Here is a 19,767-nt window from a genome sequence, read left to right as displayed (position 1 = left end):
GAGTACAGCACCAGTCCACAGGAGGACCCCAGTGGCGAAGGCGAAGTTCGAGCGGACTAAGCCGCACGTCAACATCGGCACCATCGGTCACATCGACCACGGTAAGACGACGCTCACCGCGGCGATTACCAAGGTGCTGCACGACGCGTACCCGGACCTGAACGAGGCCTCGGCCTTTGACCAGATCGACAAGGCGCCGGAAGAGCGCCAGCGCGGTATCACCATCTCCATCGCGCACGTCGAGTACCAGACCGAGTCGCGTCACTACGCCCACGTTGACTGCCCGGGTCACGCGGACTACATCAAGAACATGATCACCGGTGCGGCGCAGATGGACGGCGCCATCCTCGTGGTCGCCGCCACCGACGGCCCGATGCCGCAGACCAAGGAGCACGTGCTCCTGGCCCGCCAGGTCGGCGTGCCGTACATCGTCGTCGCCCTGAACAAGGCCGACATGGTGGACGACGAGGAGATCATGGAGCTCGTCGAGCTCGAGGTCCGTGAGCTTCTCTCCGAGTACGAGTTCCCGGGCGACGACCTCCCGGTCGTGCGTGTCTCGGCGCTCAAGGCGCTCGAGGGCGACAAGGAGTGGGGCGAGTCCGTCCTCAAGCTCATGCAGGCCGTCGACGAGTCGATCCCGGAGCCGGAGCGCGACGTCGAGAAGCCGTTCCTGATGCCGATCGAGGACGTCTTCACCATCACCGGTCGCGGTACGGTCGTCACCGGCCGCATCGAGCGTGGTGTCCTCAAGGTCAACGAGAACGTCGACATCATCGGCATCAAGACCGAGAAGACCAGCACCACGGTCACCGGCATCGAGATGTTCCGCAAGCTGCTCGACGAGGGCCAGGCCGGTGAGAACGTCGGTCTGCTCCTCCGTGGCATCAAGCGCGAGGACGTCGAGCGCGGCCAGGTCATCATCAAGCCGGGCTCGGTCACCCCGCACACGGAGTTCGAGGCGACGGCGTACATCCTGTCGAAGGACGAGGGTGGTCGTCACACCCCCTTCTTCAACAACTACCGCCCGCAGTTCTACTTCCGTACCACGGACGTGACCGGCGTCGTGACCCTCCCCGAGGGCACCGAGATGGTCATGCCGGGCGACAACACCTCCATGTCCGTCCAGCTGATCCAGCCGGTCGCCATGGAGGAGGGCCTCAAGTTCGCCATCCGTGAGGGTGGCCGGACCGTCGGCGCCGGCCAGGTCACCAAGATCGTCAAGTGACCCCGGTCGCCGTCTAGGCAACCGCCGGCTTTGGCCGGCACGCGAGGGCCCGTACGACTCCGGTCGTGCGGGCCCTTCGCGCTGCCCTGGCGCGGGGACCGCCCCCCACCGCCTTGTCAGTACGGCGAAACCGGATGTATAACGTTGTAAAACATGCGCACAAGGGCTCGGCGCACGGCTCGCGGTGACACCATCGGACCCGCACCGACCACCCGAGTCGGGCCGCTCAGAAAGGGATGGACGTGCGGGTCAGCCTCAAGGACGTCGCCGCGCATGCGGGGGTCTCCATCAAGACCGTCTCCAACGTGGTGAACAACTATCAGCACGTCACCCCCGCCATGCGGGAGCGCGTCCAGCAGTCGATCGACGCGCTCGGCTACCGGCCCAACCTGGCCGCCCGGCACCTGCGCAAGGGGCGCACGGGCATCATCGCGCTCGCCCTGCCCGAGCTCGGCAACCCCTACTTCGCCGAGCTCGCCGCCGCCGTCATCGACACCGCCGCCGAGCACGACTACATCGTGCTGCTGGACCACACCGGCGGGCGGCGCGAACAGGAGATCCTGGTCAGCCAGGGCTTCCGGGCGCGGGTCATCGACGGGCTGATCCTCAGCCCGATCGAGCTGGAGACCGGGGACCTGCGCGACCGTGCGGAGAACGTGCCGCTGGTGCTGCTCGGTGAACGGGAGTACGACCTGCCGTACGACCACATCGCCATCGACAACGTCGCCGCGGCCCGTGACGCCGTCCGGCACCTGATCGCCCTGGGGCGCCGTGAGGTGGCGTTCATAGGGGACCGGCGCGGTCGCAGTGAGCCCGCCCAGCTGCGCGTGCGCGGCTGGCGTGAGGAACTGACCGCGGCCGGACTGCCCGCCGACGACGGGCTCGTCGCCGCCACCGACGGCTGGGGGCACGCGGACGGCGCGCAGGCCATGACCCGCATCCTGGAGGCCGGGAGGCGCCCCGACGCGGTCTTCGCCTACAACGACCCCATGGCCATCGGGGCGATGCGTGTGCTGCACGAGTGGGGGCTGAGGGTTCCCGAGGACATCGCGGTCGTCGGATTCGACGATGTGATCGAGGGGCGTTTCGGCGCGGTGACCCTCACGTCCGTCTCGCCGGACAAGGAGGCCATCGGCCGGCTCGCGGTGGAGTCGGTGCTCGCCCGGCTCGGTGGCGGGGCTCCCGAACCCCGGTGCATCCGGGCGGAGCACCGGCTGGTCGAGCGGGAGAGCACACGGGGACGCCGGGCGGCGGCCGGCGGCACGGACAGCTGACCCACGGGCCACCGGACGGGCGGCGGCTGCGGCCGTATCGCGTGCGGCGCGCCGGTGGCGCGGCGAAGTGCCTGCTCGGCGGGTGTCCTGCGTCGCTCCGAGGGTGCCGCTGCCCGTGGGGCCGGGGGCATGCCGGCCGGGGCATGGCGCGTTGCCGGTCTCCGTACTCCTGGGGCAGCCGGTGTGCGAGGGGTTTACAGCGCTCTTCCAACGATGTAAAAAATCTCTTGCGGCGGACCGGACAACGGCCTGCGCCGGGTGGGGGAACACCGTCCTTGCCCGCCCTTCGGCTCCCCAGTTCCCTCTCCGTCACCCGGATCGGGGTCACCATGCAGAGTCGCACCACTCACCGTCCTCACCTTCTCGTCCGTCCCGTGGCCGTGGCCCTGGCGGCCACCGTGGCCCTGACCGCCACCGCCTGCGCGAAGCCGGAGGACGACGCCTCGGGCGGCAAGCAGTCCTCGTCGGCCGCCGCCGGCGCCGAGCAGAAAGCCATCGAGCCGAAGCCGGGCAGCGAGACCTGCGCCATCGACGCCTACGGCGCCGAGAAGACCGACCTGAAGAACGCCACCGTCGGCTTCTCCCAGTCGGAGAAGGAAGCCAACCCGTTCCGCATCGCCGAGACGCGGTCCATCAAGGACGAGGCCGAGAAGCGGGGCGTCAAGCTGCTGACGGCCAACGCCCAGTCGAAGTTCTCCAAGCAGATCAGCGACGTGCAGGACCTGCTCGCCAAGGGCGCCGACCTGCTGGTCATCGCCCCGCTCAACTCCGACGGCTGGGACCCGGTGCTGCAGGCCGCGGCCGCCAAGAAGGTCCCGATCATCACGATCGACCGCAAGATCAACGCGCAGCCCTGCAAGGACTACGTCTCCTTCATCGCCTCGGACTTCGTCGAGCAGGGCCGGCGCGCCGCCGACCAGATGATCGAGGCGACGGGCGGAAAGGGCGAGGTCGCCATCCTGCTCGGCTCGGCCGGGAACAACGTCACCACCGAGCGGACCAAGGGCTTCAAGGAGCGGATCGCCGAGAAGGCGCCGGATCTGAAGGTCGTCTTCGAGCAGACCGGTGACTTCGCCCGCGAGAAGGGCCAGCAGGTCACCGAGCAGCTGATCCAGTCGAAGCCGGGCATCAAGGGCATCTACGCGGAGAACGACGAGATGGGCCTGGGCGCGGTGGCCGCGCTCAAGGGCGCCGGCAAGAAGCCCGGCGACATCGAGATCGTCACGGTCGACGGCACCCGCAACGCCGTCCAGGGCATCGTCGACGGCTGGATCAGCGGCGTCATCGAGTCCAACCCGCGGTTCGGCCCGCTGGCGTTCCAGACGCTGGACTCCTTCACCCGGGGCGAGGAAGTCCCGCAGGACATCATCATCCAGGACGGCGCGTACACCGCCGGCAACGCCGAGCAGGACCTCGGCAGGGCCTACTGACCCCCTCGGTGGGCCCGGCCCCGGCAGGGCCCACCGCCCGCTCCCTCACCCACTCTTCTCCCGCTCTGCCTGGAGGCACAGGTGGCTCCCCCCGCCGAGGCCCTCGCCGCCCGCGGACTCAGCAAGACCTTCCCCGGTGTCCGGGCCCTGGACGGCGTGGACCTCACCCTGCGCCCCGGTGAGGTGCACGCCCTCATCGGGGAGAACGGCGCCGGCAAGTCCACGCTCATCAAGGTGCTGACCGGCGTGTACCGGGCGGACGCCGGCGAGATCACGTTCCGGGGCCGGAAGGTCTCCTTCGGGACACCGCTGGAGGCCCAGAAGGCCGGCATCTCCACCATCTACCAGGAGGTCAACCTCATCCCGCTGCTGAGCGTGGCCCGCAACCTCTTCCTCGGCCGCGAGCCCCGCACCCGCCTCGGGCTGCTGGACTCCGGCCGCATGAACAGGGAGGCCGGGGAGACGCTGCGGACCTACGGCGTCCGGGTGGACGTCCGGCAGCCGCTGCGCACCCTCGGCGTCGGAGCCCAGCAGATGGTGGCCCTCGCCCGGGCGGTCGCGACGGACGCGCGGATCGTCGTCATGGACGAACCGACCTCCTCTCTCGAACCACGCGAGGTGGAGACCCTGTTCTCGGTGATCCGCCGCCTGCGCGACCAGGGCATCGCGGTCCTCTACGTCAGCCACCGCCTGGACGAGCTGTACGCCGTGTGCGACACCGTCACCGTGCTGCGGGACGGGCGCCGCGTGCACCACGGCCGGCTGGCCGACCTGCCCCGCCTCGAACTGGTCTCCACGATGCTCGGCCGCGAACTCGGCGAGGTCCGCACCGAGGGCCTGACCAAGTTCAGCGGCGGCCACCACGCGGCCGGCGCCCGGCCGGTGCTGGAGGCGGCGAACCTGACCGTCCCGCACAAACTGCACGCGGTCTCCCTGAGCATCCGGCCGGGGGAGGTCGTCGGGCTCGGCGGCCTGCTCGGCTCGGGGCGCACCGAGACGGCGAAGGCCGTCTCCGGTGCGCTGCCCATCCGCTCCGGCAGCATCGTGGTCGCCGGGGCCCCGCTGCGCGGCGGCTCCACGCCCGGTGCCATCAGGGCCGGCGTCAGCCTGCTGCCCGAGGACCGCAAGAGCGAGGGCATCGTCCCCGGCCTCTCGGTCCGCGAGAACATCGCACTGGCCGTCCTGCCCCGCCTCTCCCGCTTCGGCCTCGTCTCCGAGGCCCGCGTCGACAGCATCGTGGACACCTTCATGGAGCGGCTGCGCATCAAGGCGTCCTCGCCGCACCAGAAGGCCGGCGAACTGTCCGGCGGCAACCAGCAGAAGGTGCTCCTCGCCCGCTGGCTGGCGATGAACCCCAAGGTGCTGCTCCTCGACGAGCCCACCCGCGGCATCGACGTCGGCGCCAAGGCCGAGGTGCAGAGACTCGTGGACGAACTGGCGGCGGACGGTCTGGGCGTCCTGCTCATCTCCTCCGACCTGGAGGAACTGATCGAAGGGTCCGACCGCGTGGTCGTACTGAAGGACGGTGCGGTCGTCGGCGAACTGACCGGCGAGGACGTCACCGAGGACCAGCTGATGCGGACCATCGCCGGGGACGCCCCGGCGCGGGACGCGGTCGGGAAGGCGGCCACCGATGGCTGAAACCGCTCTCCGCACCGCCCCGCTGGACCGGACCAGCCCGCTGCAGTGGCTGCAGACCTACGGCGTCTACGCGGGCGTCGCCCTGCTTCTCGTCGTCAACGTCCTCGCCACCCCGCACTTCCTGTCCACCGAGAACTTCCGGACCCAGGCCGTCCAGGTCGCTCCCGTGATCATCGTCGCGCTCGGCATGGCGCTGGTGATCGGCACCGAGGGCGTCGACCTGTCGGTCGGCGCCGTGATGGCACTCGCCGCCTCCGTGACAGCCCTCTATCTCGGCTACGGCCTGCTGCCGGCGCTGCTGATGGTGGCGCTGTTCGCCGCCGGGGTGGGTCTGGTGAACGGGGCGCTGGTCGCCTTCCTCGGGGTCCAGCCCATCGTGGCCACCCTGGCCCTCATGGTCGGCGGCCGCGGCCTCGCCCTGGTGCTGCTGCCGCAGCTGGAGGACCTGCGCAACCCCGCGCTGGCCTCCCTGGGCTCCGGCGACCTCCTCGGCTTCCCCTATCTGATCCTGATCGCCACCGCGCTCGCGGTGCTGGTCGCGTTCGTCGTCCGCCGCACCACGTTCGGCCGACAGCTCCTCGCCATCGGCGACAGCCGCCCCGCGGCCCAGCTCGCCGGTCTGCCCGTGCGCCGGGTCCTGATCCTGGTGTACGCCGCCTGCGCGCTGCTGGCGGCCGTGGCGGGCGTACTGGCCACCGCCCGGCTCCAGGCCGGCGACCCGACCTCGCTCGGCAACCTGATGGAGCTGTCCGCCATCACGGCGGTCGTGGTCGGCGGCACGCCGCTGACCGGCGGCCGGGTCAACATCGCCGGCACGGTGGCGGGCGCGGTCCTCATCCAGCTGCTCACCGCCACGCTCATCAAGCACGATCTGCCGCCCTCCTGGACCCAGATCGCCCAGGCCATAGTGATCGTCGCCGCGGTCTACGCGGCACGGGGACGGGGGAAGCGATGACCACCGGGACGGACACCCCCGTGACCACCGCGAGCACAGAACCGGGCAGCGACTCGGAGCCGGTGGGATCCGCGCGCTCCGAACGCCTGAGCGCCCTGGTCCAGCAGCACGGAGCGCTGGCGGTACTCGTGATCGTCTCGGTCATCGCCTCGTTCGGCTTCGACTCCTTCGCCACCGGCGACAACATCGCGAACATGGCGACCAGTTCGGCGTTCCTCGCCATCGTCGCCCTCGGCATGACCTTCGTCATCATCACCGGCGGCATCGACCTGTCCGTCGGCTCCCTGTTCGCCCTCGGCGGTGTCCTGGCGGCCTGGGGGTCACGCCACGGCACCCTGGTGGCCCTGCTGCTGCCGCTCGCCGTCTGCGGCCTCATCGGCGTCGTCAACGGCCTGCTGATCGCCCGCTCCCGGCTGGCCCCCTTCATCGTCACGCTGGCCGCCATGCTGGGTGCGCGCGGCGTGATGCTGGCTCTGACGGACGAGGGCGCCGCGACGTATCTGATCGGCAAGGGGTCCTTCCTCGCCGAGCTCGGCCAGGGCAGCACCCTGGGGATCGGCAACCCGGTGTGGATCATGCTGGGCCTGTTCGCCGCGGGAGCCGTGGTGCTGCGCCGGACGCGCTTCGGGCAGCATGTGTACGCGGTCGGCGGCAACGAGGACGCGGCGGCCCTGATGGGCGCTCCCGTGGCCCGCACCAAGATCCTCGTCTACACGCTGTCGGGTGTGCTGGCCGGACTGGCCGGCGCTCTGAACGCCGCGTGGCTGGCGTCCGGCGTCACCATCCTCGGCAACGGCATGGAGCTGGACGCCATCTCCGCCGTCGTCATCGGCGGCACCCTGCTCACCGGCGGACTCGGCTATGTCAGTGGCTCACTGGTCGGCGTGCTGCTTCTGAAGGTGATCCAGAACGTCATCAACCAGATCGGCTCGCTGGACTCCTCGTACCAGCTGGTCGTCAGCGGTGCCTTTCTGGCCCTCGTCGTGGTCGCCCAGACCTGGCTGGGCCGCAAACGGCAGCTGATGTGACGCGGCCCGGACGCGGCGGCCGTGCCTCTCTCACGCCGCCGGCTGCCGTGCTGCCGGGGCCGGGGGCCCACGGCACCGTCCGGCGCGCCGGGACACCGGTGAAGGACAGCACGGCGCGGCCGGCCACCACGGAAACGGTCCCGGCGGGTGTGCCGGGTGGCACCCGCCGGGACCGTCGTGCGGCCGCCGGAGCTACGGCTTCTCCTCCGCGTGGAGCGCGCTCACCTCCTCGGCGGTGAGCGCCTTGTCGTAGGCGTGGACCTCGTCGATCGCGCCGTTCCAGAAGTCGGTGTCCGCGCCGTCCCACTGGGCGCGGCCGACGGCGAGGGGGCCCGAGCCGACGTAGTTGGGGCCGGCGGTCGCGGTCGCCGCGGGCTTGCCGTCGACATACAGCCGGATCTCACCCGTGGAGCCGTCACGCACGCCGACGAGGTGGTACCAGCGGCCCTCCTCCGGAGTGGTCTCCAGCCGGGCGCGGTTCCCGCCGGGCGTGCTGAAGGCGAAGGCCCCCTGGCCGTACTGCAGGTAGAACGGGCTCTCCCGCCGACCGCCGTCCTGGCTGACCGCGGTGGCGTAGTTGCCGGGGAGCGAGTCGAGCGTCACCCAGGCGGCGACCGAGTAGCTGCCGGTGGTGTCGAGCACGGGACCGTCGGTCTCGCCGTACCGGCCCCGGCCGTCGAACCGCAGTGCGCTGCCGCTGACGCCGGATCCCCAGGTGGTGCCCTCGGAGAGCCGCAAGGGCCTGTCGTTGGGGCCGTCGTCCTTCGCGGTGGTGCCCGAACCCTCGTCCAGGGACCAGTGCCCGCCGCCCTTCAGTTCCTGCCGGTCACCGGCGGCGGCTCCGGCCTCGACGACCTTGCTGTTGATGTCACGGACCGGTCCCGGGTCGACCTTCATCTCCCGGCGGTCATAGGTGTAGAGACCGTTGAGTTCGTTCTCCAGGTCGGTGATCTGCGTGTACACCGAACCGGACAGCTCGGCGCCGGCCTGGGCGAGGTAGAACGTCTCGGTGTTCTCGACGTACTTGCGGGTCAGTGCCTCCTTGTCGGCGACTCCGCTGTAGATCACCGTCGGGGCGCCCGGCCACACGTGGCCCGGGGTGGGCAGGGTGAAGCCGCCGTGCTCGCCGTCCATGGCGGCGCGGTGGTCGGGGAACGGCGGGTCGTCGTTGCCGTAGTCGTGGTGGTCGATGATGTCGCCCTTGCCCGAGTCGCCCTTGGAGTTGCAGCAGTTGACGCCGCTGTGGGCGTTGACGACCCGGGACGGGTCGGCGGCCTTGACGGACTCGGCGATGCGGCCGCTCTCCTCGCGGTCCCACTCGCCCCAGCCCTCGTTGAAGACGATCCAGCCGATCACGGAGGGCGCGTTGTGATGCGCCCGCATCATGTCCATGCCCTGGTCGACGAAGGCATCGCGGCCCTTCCCGGTGGGCAGGTCCCCGGAGACGAAGTCCTGCCAGACCAGCAGGCCGAGCCGGTCCGCGTGGTGGAACCACCGGGCCGGCTCCACCTTGATGTGCTTGCGGACGGCGTTGAAGCCCAGCTTCTTGTGGGCCTTCAGGTCGAAGGCGAGGGCCTCGTCGCTGGGCGCGGTGTACAGGCCGTCGGGCCAGAAGCCCTGGTCGAGCGTGGCGAGCGAGAAGACCGGCTTCCCGTTGAGCACGAGCTTCCGGTAGCCGCCGACCTTCTCGATGCCCACTTCCCGCATGCCGAAGTAGCTGCCGACCTTGTCGGTCGACCTGCCGTCGGTGAGCTTGACGTCGAGGTCGTAGAGGTAGGGGTCGTCCGGGCTCCACAGGCGCTGCCCGGCCACGGGCAGGCGCAGCTCCTTGTTGGCGGGCCCGCTGACCCGGCCGACGACCCTGCCGCGCTTGTCGCGTGCGACGGCCTCGGCACGTGCCCGGGCGGAGGCGCCGTCGGACCGGACCGTCACGGCCAGGCTGCCGGTGTCGATGTCGGGCGTGGTGACGAGGCGGTCGATCGACGTGCGGGCGACGGGCTCCATCCAGACCGTCTGCCAGATGCCGGAGGACTGGGTGTAGAAGATGCCGCCCGGGTTGGTGGACTGCTTGCCCTTCGGCTGGTCGGAGCCGCCGGTGTCGGTGACCGCGACCACGATCTCCTGCGGACCGGTGCCCCGGAGGGCATCGGTGATGTCGGCGCTGAAAGCGGTGTAGCCGCCGGTGTGTTCGGCGACCTTCCGCCCGTTGACCCAGACGTGGGCCTCGTAGTCGACGGCGCCGAAGTTGAGCTTCAGCCGGTTGCCCTTGCCGGCCTTGCCGATCCTCCAGTTCTTCGGCACGTCGACGAGCCTGCGGTAGAACATGTGGTCTTCGTGCCGCTCCAGCCCGGACAGCTGCGACTCGACCGGGAACGGCACGATGATCTTCTCGTCGAGGTTCCTGCCGAAGGCCGGCTGCTCGCCCGCCTCGGCGGCGCTGAACTGCCAGGGCCCGTTGAGGTTCTTCCAGCGGGACCGCACCTGCTGCGGGCGCGGGTACTCCGGCAGCGGGTTCTTCTCGTCGAGCCGGTCGCCCCACTCGGTGGTGAGCCGCTGGGTGGACGTGTTCTGCGCGTAGCGGACGATCTCCGGTACGGTCTCGCCGCCCGCCGTCAGACCTCCCTCACCGTCGTACGCGACCCGGACCTGCTGGCCCTTCTGGACCGGCTTCGCGAGCGTGACGAGCAGGGATTCGGGGTCGCGCGGGTCGACGGCGGCGTCCTCGACCGGCATGGCCACCGTGTCGGCCTCGATCTTCAGATGGTCCCCGGCCTCCCAGGCGCCACCGACCCCGTCCTCGAACCGGGCCCGTAACCGCCGCCCGTCCTCGGTGACGGACAGCTCCACCGGGTAGACCTCGAAGCCGGCCGGCGGGGTGAACGCCGACATGGGCACGGGCTCTCGGGGCATCGACGACGTCGACCAGCGCAGCTTCATGTTGGCCCCGCCGGTGTCCTGGAACATCTCCAGACGGAAGTCGTGCTTCTCACCGGCGGTCAGCTCGACCGGCTCGCTGGTCTGCTCCCTGTCCCAGTCGGGTACCCAGTGGTCGATCACCGGCTCGCCGTCGATGTACAGCCGGAAGCCGTTGTCGCCGATGGCGTGGAACGTGTACGCGCCGGTGGCCGGTGCCTCGATCCGGCCGGTCCACCGGGCGGTCGTGTGCTCCGACTGCCCGGTCAGTTCCTGGAATGTGCCGGTCAGGCTGGAGAAGTTGATCTGGGGATCGAGCATCGTGCCCCCGAGCTTCGCGAAGTCCCGCGCGCCCGGTGCCGACATGCTGAAGTACTCGCCCTTCAGGCCGTGCACCTCCACGGCGGCCCGTTCGGCCGGGAGCGCAGGCGCGCTCCGGGACGTGCCGGCGGTTGTTGTCCCGGCGGCCGACGCCGCGGGCGCCGGGCCGGTCGTGGGCAGCATCAGGGCGACCGCGACCAGCAGCGCCCGGACTCCGGCTCTTGGGTGGGTGTGTCGTCTTGTCATCGAACCTTTCCTCGCACAGGGGGCTCGGGACCGGAGACAGCCGGCAGACGGCGGCGGGTGAGAGTGCCGGTGGCGTTCCTGTCCACCTGCGCGTTCACCTGGAGGCCGGTGGCTGTCGGGACACCGTCGCCACGGGGGACCGGGCTCCAGCCGGAGGCCCGCGGGCACGGCGGAAGACCGCTACGGGTATCGGTCAGCGGTTCTTTCAACGTTGGAAACCTTGCGACAGCGGAATGACAGCACGCCGCTCGGCGGCTGTCCAGACCCCGCGTACCGCCGGGCCGGGCCGAGTGCCGTTGTGGCGATCGTCACGAAGAACTTCGGGGGGCGTTGCGTACGCTGATCCGGGCGGCTCGTGACGGACGGCCCGGGGGAGGACGGCCCCGGGCATTCCTTCCGGCGTCCGACGCACCGTCAGGGCAGTCGGTATTCGGTCAGCGTGCATTCCGGAAACCCCGGGGAGCTGCCCGGAGGCGCGACTGGCTGTAAGGTATGGAAACAGCCCTTGACCTGCAAGAACGCAGGCAGGGAGCCTACTCGCAGGAGCGCACCGATGTTCCGTACTATGTTCAAGTCCAAGATCCACCGTGCCACCGTGACCCAGGCCGACCTGCACTACGTCGGCTCCGTCACCGTCGACGCCGATCTGCTGGACGCCGCCGATCTGCTCCCCGGTGAGCTGGTGCACATCGTCGACATCACCAACGGCGCCCGGCTGGAGACGTACGTCATCGAGGGCGAGCGGGGCTCCGGCGTCATCGGCATCAACGGCGCCGCCGCCCATCTCGTGCACCCCGGCGACCTGGTCATCCTCATCAGCTACGCCCAGGTCGACGACGCCGAGGCGCGGGCGCTCGAGCCGCGCGTGGTGCACGTCGACGCGGACAACCGCATCGTCCGGCTCGGCAGCGACGCCTCCGAGCCGGTCCCGGGCACCGACCAGCGCCGCAGCCCTCAGGCGGTCCCGCCCGTCCCGGTCGGCTGAGGGACGCGGAACGGGGCGGAGCCCGGCCGGAGTCCTTGGAGCGGGACAGCCGCGGAGCCGGGCAGGGCGGCTGCCCGGCCCGCACCAGGGTGAGCCGGGCAGCCGCCCCCCTCACCCCCCGGCGAAGATCTCCTCGGTACGGCCGGCGGGTGGTCCGGTCGTATCGGTGACCTCTTCACCCGAAGGTGTGGCATGCCCCGGTTGGGCCCGGACTGCCGCCTTCCGCGGCCGGGTTCGCGGAAGGCCGGGGCGGGGGAGGATTCCGGGCCCGTTCGCCGGGGTACGATCCCCGGTTCCCAATTGGCGACGGGGACGCCCCGTGTGGCACACTGTCCAGGTTGCTCGGTTGAGTGCCGATGTTGCGCGCCTCCCGCCGGGAGGACTGGAAGCGAGTCCCGCAGTACTCGTCGCCTCTCATCAGGGGCGGAAGTACGGGAATCTTCCGGGAAGCGTCAGCGGGGTACCGGCCAGGCGCCCGGTGGGTGTCTTCCCCCGGCTCGCGGTCTTCGGGCCGCACCCCCTCAGCAGGGAAATCCTTCGGGAAATCCGTACTGGCGGGAGTGCGACACGCCCGACCGCGTGGGTCGGAGAAAAGACGCTCACCCGCCGGGTCCCAGAGCGTTACGAGAGACAGGACTACGAAGTAGCCATGGCGGGACAGAAGATCCGCATCCGGCTCAAGGCCTACGACCACGAGGTCATCGACACTTCGGCGAAGAAGATCGTCGAGACGGTGACGCGCACTGGTGCGTCGGTCGCGGGCCCGGTGCCGCTGCCCACAGAGAAGAACGTGTACTGCGTCATCAAGTCGCCGCACAAGTACAAGGACTCGCGCGAGCACTTCGAGATGCGCACGCACAAGCGCCTCATCGACATCCTCGACCCCACGCCGAAGACCGTCGACTCGCTCATGCGTCTCGACCTGCCGGCGGGCGTCGACATCGAGATCAAGCTCTGAGGTGACGCGCGAGATGGCTAAGCAGATCAAGGGCGTCCTGGGCGAGAAGCTCGGCATGACGCAGGTGTGGGACGAGAACAACCGTGTCGTCCCGGTCACCGTCGTCAAGGCCGGTCCGTGCGTCGTGACCCAGGTCCGTACCGCTGACTCCGACGGCTACGACGCCGTCCAGATCGCCTTCGGCGAGATCGACCCGCGCAAGGTGAACAAGCCCCTCAAGGGCCACTTCGCCAAGGCCGACGTCACCCCGCGCCGCCACCTGGTGGAGCTGCGTACCACCGATGCCGGTGAGTACTCGCTCGGCCAGGAGGTCACCGCCGAGGTGTTCGAGTCCGGTGTCAAGGTCGACGTGACCGGCACCAGCAAGGGCAAGGGCACCGCCGGTGTCATGAAGCGCCACGGCTTCGCCGGCCTCGGCGCCGGCCACGGCACCCAGCGCAAGCACCGCTCGCCGGGCTCCATCGGCGGCTGCGCCACGCCGGGCCGCGTGTTCAAGGGCCTGCGCATGGCCGGCCGCATGGGCAACGAGCGGGTCACCACCCAGAACCTGACCGTCCATGCCGTTGACGCGGAGAAGGGCCTGCTCCTGATCAAGGGAGCGGTTCCTGGTCCGAACGGCGGCCTCGTCCTGGTCCGTACCGCGGCCAAGGGGGCCTGAGGTAACGATGAGCACCATTGACATCCTTTCGCCGGCAGGCGACAAGGCCGGGACCGTCGAGCTCCCCGCGGAGATCTTCGACGCGCAGGTCAGCATTCCGCTGATCCACCAGGTCGTTGTCGCACAGCTGGCCGCTGCCCGTCAGGGCACGCACAAGACCAAGACCCGTGGCGAGGTCCGCGGCGGCGGCAAGAAGCCGTACCGCCAGAAGGGCACCGGCCGCGCCCGTCAGGGCTCGACCCGCGCGCCGCAGTTCGCCGGTGGTGGCGTCGTGCACGGTCCCGTGCCGCGCGACTACTCGCAGCGGACCCCGAAGAAGATGAAGGCCGCCGCGCTCCGCGGTGCCCTCTCGGACCGGGCGCGCCACGGCCGCATCCACGTCGTCACCGGCGTGGTCGAGGGCGAGGTCTCCACCAAGGCCGCGAAGACCCTGCTGGGCCGGATCAGCGAGCGCAAGAACCTGCTCCTGGTCGCCGAGCGGTCCGACGAGGCCGCGTGGCTCTCCGCCCGCAACCTGCCCCAGGTCCACCTCCTGGAGCCGGGCCAGCTGAACACGTACGACGTGCTCGTCTCCGACGACGTGGTCTTCACGCAGGCCGCCTACGAGCGTTTCGTGGCGGGTCCCGCCGCGGCCGCCAAGGCTGTCGCCTCCGAGGCTGAGCTCGAAGGGAGCAACGCCTGATGAGCGAGGCAACGGCAACCGCGGTCACCAGCAAGACCTTCACGGACCACCGTGACATCCTGGTCAAGCCGGTGGTCTCGGAGAAGAGCTACGCGCTGCTGGACGAGAACAAGTACACGTTCATCGTCGACCCGCGCGCCAACAAGACCCAGATCAAGCAGGCCGTCGAGGCGGTCTTCTCGGTCAAGGTCACCGGGGTCAACACGATCAACCGGCAGGGCAAGCGCAAGCGCACCCGCACCGGTTACGGCAAGCGCAAGGACACCAAGCGCGCCATCGTGACCCTCGCCGAGGGCGACCGTATCGACATCTTCGGCGGCCCGGTCTCCTAAGGGAGTCCGAGTCGTCCGGAATCGGACGAGGACTGAGAAATGGGTATCCGCAAGTACAAGCCGACGACCCCGGGCCGTCGTGGCTCCAGCGTCGCCGACTTCGTCGAGGTCACGCGGTCCACGCCGGAGAAGTCGCTGGTCCGCCCCCTGCACAGCAAGGGCGGCCGTAACAACGCCGGTCGTGTGACCGTTCGCCACCAGGGCGGTGGCCACAAGCGCGCCTACCGCGTGATCGACTTCCGTCGTCACGACAAGGACGGCGTGCCGGCCAAGGTCGCGCACATCGAGTACGACCCCAACCGCACCGCGCGCATCGCGCTGCTGCACTACGTGGACGGCGAGAAGCGCTACATCCTCGCCCCGCGCGGTCTGAAGCAGGGCGACCGGATCGAGAACGGGCCGGGCGCGGACATCAAGCCGGGCAACAACCTGGCGCTGCGCAACATCCCCGTCGGTACCACGCTGCACGCCATCGAGCTGCGGCCCGGCGGCGGCGCCAAGTTCGCCCGCTCCGCGGGCGCCTCGGTGCAGCTGCTGGCGAAGGAGGGCTCCATGGCCCACCTCCGCATGCCGTCCGGTGAGATCCGCCTGGTCGACGTCCGCTGCCGCGCCACGGTCGGCGAGGTCGGCAACGCCGAGCAGTCGAACATCAACTGGGGCAAGGCCGGCCGCATGCGCTGGAAGGGCGTCCGCCCGACCGTCCGCGGTGTCGTGATGAACCCCGTCGACCACCCGCACGGTGGTGGTGAGGGCAAGACCTCCGGTGGTCGCCACCCGGTCTCGCCGTGGGGTCAGAAGGAGGGCCGTACGCGCTCGCCGAAGAAGGCCAGCAACAAGTACATCGTCCGCCGCCGCAAGACGAACAAGAAGCGCTAGGAGCGGGTTCAGATGCCGCGCAGTCTCAAGAAGGGGCCCTTCGTCGACGACCACCTGATCAAGAAGGTGGACGTACAGAACGACGCGGGGACCAAGAACGTCATCAAGACCTGGTCCCGCCGCTCCATGATCGTCCCGGCCATGCTCGGCCACACGATCGCGGTGCACGACGGCCGCAAGCACGTCCCGGTGTTCATCACCGAGTCGATGGTCGGCCACAAGCTCGGCGAGTTCGCGCCGACCCGCACCTTCCGCGGCCACGTCAAGGACGACCGCAAGTCGAAGCGTCGTTGACGGGCGGGGTGTGAAGACCATGACAGACACCGAAGGGACAACCATGGAAGCCAGGGCCCAGGCGCGGTACATCCGCGTCACGCCCATGAAGGCCCGCCGCGTGGTGGACCTCATCCGTGGCATGGATGCCACGGAGGCTCAGGCGGTCCTGCGTTTCGCCCCGCAGGCCGCGAGCGTGCCGGTGGCCAAGGTGCTCGACAGCGCCATCGCCAATGCCGCGCACAACTACGACCACACCGACGCCGGCAGCCTCGTCATCTCCGAGGCGTACGTCGACGAGGGCCCGACCCTGAAGCGGTTCCGGCCGCGCGCCCAGGGCCGCGCCTACCGGATCCGCAAGCGGACCAGCCACATCACCGTGGTCGTCAGCAGCAAGGAAGGAACCCGGTAATGGGCCAGAAGGTTAACCCGCACGGGTTCCGGCTCGGCATCACCACGGACTTCAAGTCCCGCTGGTACGCCGACAAGCTGTACAAGGACTACGTCAAGGAAGACGTCGCCATCCGCCGGATGATGACGAAGGGCATGGAGCGCGCCGGTATCTCCAAGGTGGAGATCGAGCGCACCCGTGACCGCGTCCGCGTCGACATCCACACCGCCCGGCCGGGCATCGTCATCGGCCGTCGCGGCGCGGAGGCCGACCGCATCCGCGGCGAGCTGGAGAAGCTCACCGGCAAGCAGGTCCAGCTGAACATCCTCGAGGTCAAGAACCCCGAGACGGATGCCCAGCTGGTCGCGCAGGCCGTCGCCGAGCAGCTCTCCTCCCGCGTCTCCTTCCGTCGCGCCATGCGCAAGAGCATGCAGTCGACGATGAAGGCTGGCGCCAAGGGCATCAAGATCCAGTGCGGTGGCCGCCTCGGCGGCGCCGAGATGTCCCGCTCGGAGTTCTACCGCGAGGGCCGTGTGCCCCTGCACACCCTCCGCGCGAACGTCGACTACGGCTTCTTCGAGGCCAAGACGACCTTCGGCCGCATCGGCGTGAAGGTGTGGATCTACAAGGGCGACGTCAAGAACATCGCCGAGGTTCGGGCCGAGAACGCCGCCGCCCGTGCCGGTAACCGCCCCGCTCGCGGCGGCGGCGACCGGCCGGCCCGTGGCGGTGGCCGTGGTGGCGAGCGCGGTGGCCGCGGTCGTAAGCCCCAGCAGCAGTCGGCTCCGGCCGCCGAGGCCAAGGCCGAGGCTCCCGCTGCCGCCGCCGCTGAGCCGAGCGCTGCCGGAAAGGAGAGCTGACCCATGCTGATCCCTCGTAGGGTCAAGCACCGCAAGCAGCACCACCCCAAGCGCAGTGGTATGGCCAAGGGTGGTACGGAGCTGGCGTTCGGCGAGTACGGCATCCAGGCCGTGACCCCGGCCTATGTGACCAACCGGCAGATCGAGTCCGCTCGTATCGCCATGACCCGTCACATCAAGCGTGGCGGCAAGGTCTGGATCAACATCTACCCGGACCGCCCGCTCACCAAGAAGCCCGCCGAGACCCGCATGGGTTCCGGTAAGGGTTCTCCCGAGTGGTGGGTCGCGAACGTCAAGCCCGGCCGGGTGATGTTCGAGCTGTCCTTCCCGAACGAAAAGGTAGCCAAGGAGGCGCTGATCCGCGCCGCCCACAAGCTTCCGATGAAGTGCCGGATCGTCCGGCGCGAGGCAGGTGAGTCGTGATGGCGGCCGGTACCAAGGCGACCGAGCTGCGTGAGCTGGACGACGAGGAACTCGTTGCGAAGCTTCGCGAGGCCAAGGAGGAGCTGTTCAACCTCCGCTTCCAGGCGGCGACCGGACAGCTCGAGAACCACGGCCGGCTGAAGGCCGTCCGCAAGGACATCGCCCGCATCTACACCCTGATGCGTGAGCGCGAGCTCGGCATCGAGACGGTGGAGAGCGCCTGATGAGCGAGACGAATGTGACTGAGAACAACAGCGAGCGCGGCTTCCGCAAGACCCGTGAGGGCCTTGTCGTCAGCGACAAGATGGACAAGACCGTCGTCGTCGCCGTCGAGGACCGCGTCAAGCACGCGCTGTACGGCAAGGTCGTCCGCCGTACCAACAAGCTCAAGGCGCACGACGAGCAGAACGCTGCCGGTGTCGGCGACCGCGTCCTCCTGATGGAGACCCGGCCGCTGTCCGCCACCAAGCGCTGGCGCATCGTCGAGATCCTCGAGAAGGCCAAGTAGTCATTCCCGTCCGGGAACGGCACGTGATACAGCCTGAGGTTTCTCCTCAGGACAGTTCCGCCAGGCTCGGCAGGGGCTCCGAGAGGGCCCCTGCCGGGAACCGGCAGACGATCAGGAGATAGACGTGATCCAGCAGGAGTCGCGACTGCGGGTCGCCGACAACACGGGGGCGAAGGAGATCCTTTGCATCCGTGTTCTCGGTGGCTCCGGTCGACGCTACGCGGGCATCGGTGACGTCATCGTCGCCACCGTGAAGGATGCGATTCCCGGCGGCAACGTGAAGAAGGGTGACGTCATCAAGGCGGTCATCGTTCGCACGGTGAAGGAGCGCCGCCGCGCCGACGGTTCGTACATCCGCTTCGACGAGAACGCGGCCGTCATCCTCAAGAACGACGGTGACCCCCGCGGCACCCGCATCTTCGGCCCGGTGGGCCGGGAGCTGCGCGAGAAGAAGTTCATGAAGATCATCTCGCTCGCGCCGGAGGTGCTGTAACCGATGAAGATCAAGAAGGGCGACCTGGTCCAGGTCATCACCGGTAAGGACAAGGGCAAGCAGGGCAAGGTCATCCAGGCCTTCCCCCGCGAGGACCGCGTCCTGGTCGAGGGTGTCAACCGGGTCAAGAAGCACACCAAGGCCGGCCAGACCGCCCGCGGTTCGAAGACCGGCGGCATCGTCACGACCGAGGCCCCGATCCACGTGAGCAACGTTCAGCTCGTGGTGGAGAAGGACGGCAAGAAGGTCGTCTCGCGTGTCGGCTACCGCTTCGACGACGAAGGCAACAAGATCCGCGTTGCCAAGCGGACCGGTGAGGACATCTGATGAGTGCCACCACAGTGACCCCGCGCCTCAAGCAGCGCTACCGCGAGGAGATCACGGGCAAGCTGCGTGAAGAGTTCTCCTACGAGAACGTCATGCAGATCCCGGGCCTCACCAAGATCGTGGTCAACATGGGTGTGGGCGACGCCGCCCGCGACTCCAAGCTGATCGAGGGCGCCATCCGCGACCTCGCCACGATCACCGGCCAGAAGCCGTCCGTGACCAAGGCCCGCAAGTCCATCGCGCAGTTCAAGCTGCGCGAGGGCCAGCCGATCGGCGCCCACGTCACCCTCCGCGGTGACCGCATGTGGGAGTTCCTGGACCGGCTGCTGTCGCTCGCGCTGCCGCGCATCCGCGACTTCCGCGGTCTGTCGCCGAAGCAGTTCGACGGCCGGGGCAACTACACCTTCGGTCTCACGGAGCAGGTCATGTTCCACGAGATCGACCAGGACAAGATCGACCGGGTCCGGGGCATGGACATCACCGTGGTCACCACGGCGACCAACGACGACGAGGGCCGTGCCCTGCTGCGTCACCTCGGCTTCCCGTTCAAGGAGAACTGACCGTGGCGAAGAAGGCTCTGATCGCTAAGGCCGCCCGCAAGCCGAAGTTCGGCGTGCGCGCGTACACGCGCTGCCAGCGTTGTGGCCGGCCGCACTCCGTCTACCGCAAGTTCGGCCTCTGCCGTGTGTGCCTCCGTGAGATGGCGCACCGCGGCGAGCTGCCGGGCGTGACCAAGAGCTCCTGGTAATCCCTCCCGCCGCCCGGCCCCGCCCCTCGCGGGTGGTCCCCGGGCGACGGGACGCAGGGACCAGCCAGGACTCTCGGTAAGCACGTGGCTGGCGAGGGCCCGGCCCGGACCACTCCACGGGTCCCGTAGAGTGGAAGGGTTGGGCGTTCGCCGTCCATGGCCGTCCGCGGGCACAGCCCGCTATGACACTTACTACGCCGTAGGTCCCCGCGCCGCACCC

Annotated in this window: 23 protein-coding genes; 22 read left to right on the top strand and 1 reads right to left on the bottom strand. The window is 69.5% G+C overall.

All coding sequences use genetic code 11. The annotated features are described in order from the left end of the window. Nucleotides 1-31 precede the first annotated feature (31 nt). The 6 genes from tuf (at nucleotide 32) to E4N63_RS13195 (ending at nucleotide 7,553) form a co-directional block, all read left to right on the top strand. Complete coding sequence (tuf, locus tag E4N63_RS13220; protein ID WP_019707818.1) at nucleotides 32-1,225, top strand: elongation factor Tu; 1,194 nt, start codon at nucleotides 32-34, stop codon at nucleotides 1,223-1,225. A gap of 242 nt (nucleotides 1,226-1,467) precedes the next feature. Beyond that, complete coding sequence (locus tag E4N63_RS13215; protein WP_230240751.1) at nucleotides 1,468-2,499, top strand: LacI family DNA-binding transcriptional regulator; 1,032 nt, start codon at nucleotides 1,468-1,470, stop codon at nucleotides 2,497-2,499. A gap of 329 nt (nucleotides 2,500-2,828) precedes the next feature. Then, complete coding sequence (locus E4N63_RS13210) at nucleotides 2,829-3,929, top strand: ABC transporter substrate-binding protein (protein ID WP_125623736.1); 1,101 nt, start codon at nucleotides 2,829-2,831, stop codon at nucleotides 3,927-3,929. 81 nt (nucleotides 3,930-4,010) lie between these two features. Continuing rightward, nucleotides 4,011-5,570, top strand: coding sequence for a sugar ABC transporter ATP-binding protein (locus tag E4N63_RS13205; protein ID WP_125623722.1), 1,560 nt, complete (start codon nucleotides 4,011-4,013; stop codon nucleotides 5,568-5,570). Continuing rightward, complete coding sequence (locus E4N63_RS13200; protein ID WP_125623723.1) at nucleotides 5,563-6,525, top strand: ABC transporter permease; 963 nt, start codon at nucleotides 5,563-5,565, stop codon at nucleotides 6,523-6,525. Before E4N63_RS13205 ends, E4N63_RS13200 begins: the two co-directional genes overlap by 8 nt. Continuing rightward, complete coding sequence (locus tag E4N63_RS13195) at nucleotides 6,522-7,553, top strand: ABC transporter permease (RefSeq protein WP_125623724.1); 1,032 nt, start codon at nucleotides 6,522-6,524, stop codon at nucleotides 7,551-7,553. The genes E4N63_RS13200 and E4N63_RS13195 overlap by 4 nt, the downstream gene beginning before the upstream one ends. A 192-nt stretch (nucleotides 7,554-7,745) precedes the next feature. Here E4N63_RS13195 and E4N63_RS13190 read toward each other — a convergent pair whose 3' ends face one another. Further along, nucleotides 7,746-11,033 (bottom strand): LamG-like jellyroll fold domain-containing protein, encoded by a 3,288-nt coding sequence (locus tag E4N63_RS13190; RefSeq protein ID WP_230240749.1) that lies wholly within the window; start codon nucleotides 11,031-11,033, stop codon nucleotides 7,746-7,748. Between the two features lie 553 nt (nucleotides 11,034-11,586). Here E4N63_RS13190 and panD point away from each other — a divergent pair. The 16 genes from panD to E4N63_RS13110 all read left to right on the top strand — a co-directional run bounded on the left by panD (nucleotide 11,587) and on the right by E4N63_RS13110 (nucleotide 19,547). Beyond that, nucleotides 11,587-12,018 (top strand): aspartate 1-decarboxylase, encoded by a 432-nt coding sequence (panD, locus tag E4N63_RS13185; RefSeq protein ID WP_125623726.1) that lies wholly within the window; start codon nucleotides 11,587-11,589, stop codon nucleotides 12,016-12,018. A 649-nt stretch (nucleotides 12,019-12,667) separates the two neighbouring features. Further along, complete coding sequence (gene rpsJ / locus E4N63_RS13180) at nucleotides 12,668-12,976, top strand: 30S ribosomal protein S10 (RefSeq protein WP_004571821.1); 309 nt, start codon at nucleotides 12,668-12,670, stop codon at nucleotides 12,974-12,976. 13 nt (nucleotides 12,977-12,989) lie between these two features. After that, nucleotides 12,990-13,634 (top strand): 50S ribosomal protein L3, encoded by a 645-nt coding sequence (gene rplC / locus E4N63_RS13175; RefSeq protein WP_125623727.1) that lies wholly within the window; start codon nucleotides 12,990-12,992, stop codon nucleotides 13,632-13,634. Between the two features lie 7 nt (nucleotides 13,635-13,641). After that, nucleotides 13,642-14,316: a 50S ribosomal protein L4 gene (gene rplD / locus E4N63_RS13170; RefSeq protein ID WP_125623728.1), complete on the top strand. Its 675-nt coding sequence runs from the start codon at nucleotides 13,642-13,644 to the stop codon at nucleotides 14,314-14,316. Further along, nucleotides 14,316-14,648: a 50S ribosomal protein L23 gene (rplW, locus tag E4N63_RS13165; protein ID WP_030542565.1), complete on the top strand. Its 333-nt coding sequence runs from the start codon at nucleotides 14,316-14,318 to the stop codon at nucleotides 14,646-14,648. Before rplD ends, rplW begins: the two co-directional genes overlap by 1 nt. A gap of 39 nt (nucleotides 14,649-14,687) precedes the next feature. Beyond that, on the top strand, nucleotides 14,688-15,524 hold the full coding sequence (gene rplB, locus E4N63_RS13160; RefSeq protein ID WP_019707825.1) for a 50S ribosomal protein L2: 837 nt from the start codon (nucleotides 14,688-14,690) through the stop codon (nucleotides 15,522-15,524). Between the two features lie 12 nt (nucleotides 15,525-15,536). After that, on the top strand, nucleotides 15,537-15,818 hold the full coding sequence (rpsS, locus tag E4N63_RS13155) for a 30S ribosomal protein S19 (RefSeq protein ID WP_019707826.1): 282 nt from the start codon (nucleotides 15,537-15,539) through the stop codon (nucleotides 15,816-15,818). 43 nt (nucleotides 15,819-15,861) lie between these two features. After that, nucleotides 15,862-16,209 carry a 50S ribosomal protein L22 gene (gene rplV, locus E4N63_RS13150; protein WP_039820620.1) on the top strand — a complete coding sequence of 116 codons (348 nt, stop codon included), beginning with the start codon at nucleotides 15,862-15,864 and terminating at the stop codon, nucleotides 16,207-16,209. Further along, on the top strand, nucleotides 16,209-17,048 hold the full coding sequence (gene rpsC / locus E4N63_RS13145) for a 30S ribosomal protein S3 (protein WP_019707828.1): 840 nt from the start codon (nucleotides 16,209-16,211) through the stop codon (nucleotides 17,046-17,048). The genes rplV and rpsC overlap by 1 nt, the downstream gene beginning before the upstream one ends. Nucleotides 17,049-17,051: 3 nt before the next feature. Next, nucleotides 17,052-17,471, top strand: coding sequence for a 50S ribosomal protein L16 (gene rplP / locus E4N63_RS13140; RefSeq protein WP_125623729.1), 420 nt, complete (start codon nucleotides 17,052-17,054; stop codon nucleotides 17,469-17,471). Next, nucleotides 17,471-17,695 (top strand): 50S ribosomal protein L29, encoded by a 225-nt coding sequence (rpmC, locus tag E4N63_RS13135; protein ID WP_019707829.1) that lies wholly within the window; start codon nucleotides 17,471-17,473, stop codon nucleotides 17,693-17,695. Before rplP ends, rpmC begins: the two co-directional genes overlap by 1 nt. Next, entirely contained in the window at nucleotides 17,695-17,979 is a 285-nt protein-coding gene (gene rpsQ / locus E4N63_RS13130; RefSeq protein WP_019707830.1) for a 30S ribosomal protein S17, read from the top strand. Before rpmC ends, rpsQ begins: the two co-directional genes overlap by 1 nt. 124 nt (nucleotides 17,980-18,103) lie before the next feature. After that, complete coding sequence (gene rplN / locus E4N63_RS13125) at nucleotides 18,104-18,472, top strand: 50S ribosomal protein L14 (protein WP_019707831.1); 369 nt, start codon at nucleotides 18,104-18,106, stop codon at nucleotides 18,470-18,472. A gap of 3 nt (nucleotides 18,473-18,475) precedes the next feature. Then, nucleotides 18,476-18,799 (top strand): 50S ribosomal protein L24, encoded by a 324-nt coding sequence (rplX, locus tag E4N63_RS13120; RefSeq protein WP_019707832.1) that lies wholly within the window; start codon nucleotides 18,476-18,478, stop codon nucleotides 18,797-18,799. Then, the gene (rplE, locus tag E4N63_RS13115; protein ID WP_019707833.1) at nucleotides 18,799-19,359 is read left to right on the top strand and encodes a 50S ribosomal protein L5; all 561 of its coding nucleotides are present in this window, start codon (nucleotides 18,799-18,801) and stop codon (nucleotides 19,357-19,359) included. The genes rplX and rplE overlap by 1 nt, the downstream gene beginning before the upstream one ends. Nucleotides 19,360-19,361: 2 nt before the next feature. Next, the gene (locus E4N63_RS13110) at nucleotides 19,362-19,547 is read left to right on the top strand and encodes a type Z 30S ribosomal protein S14 (RefSeq protein ID WP_003956452.1); all 186 of its coding nucleotides are present in this window, start codon (nucleotides 19,362-19,364) and stop codon (nucleotides 19,545-19,547) included. The last annotated feature ends 220 nt before the right edge of the window (nucleotides 19,548-19,767 follow it).

It is taken from the genome of Streptomyces sp. MNU89, from assembly GCF_020982505.1.
Lineage (GTDB): Bacteria > Actinomycetota > Actinomycetes > Streptomycetales > Streptomycetaceae > Streptomyces > Streptomyces xinghaiensis.
The sequence above is the reverse complement of the archived record's forward strand: the minus strand, read 5'-3'. Positions and strand labels throughout refer to the sequence as shown.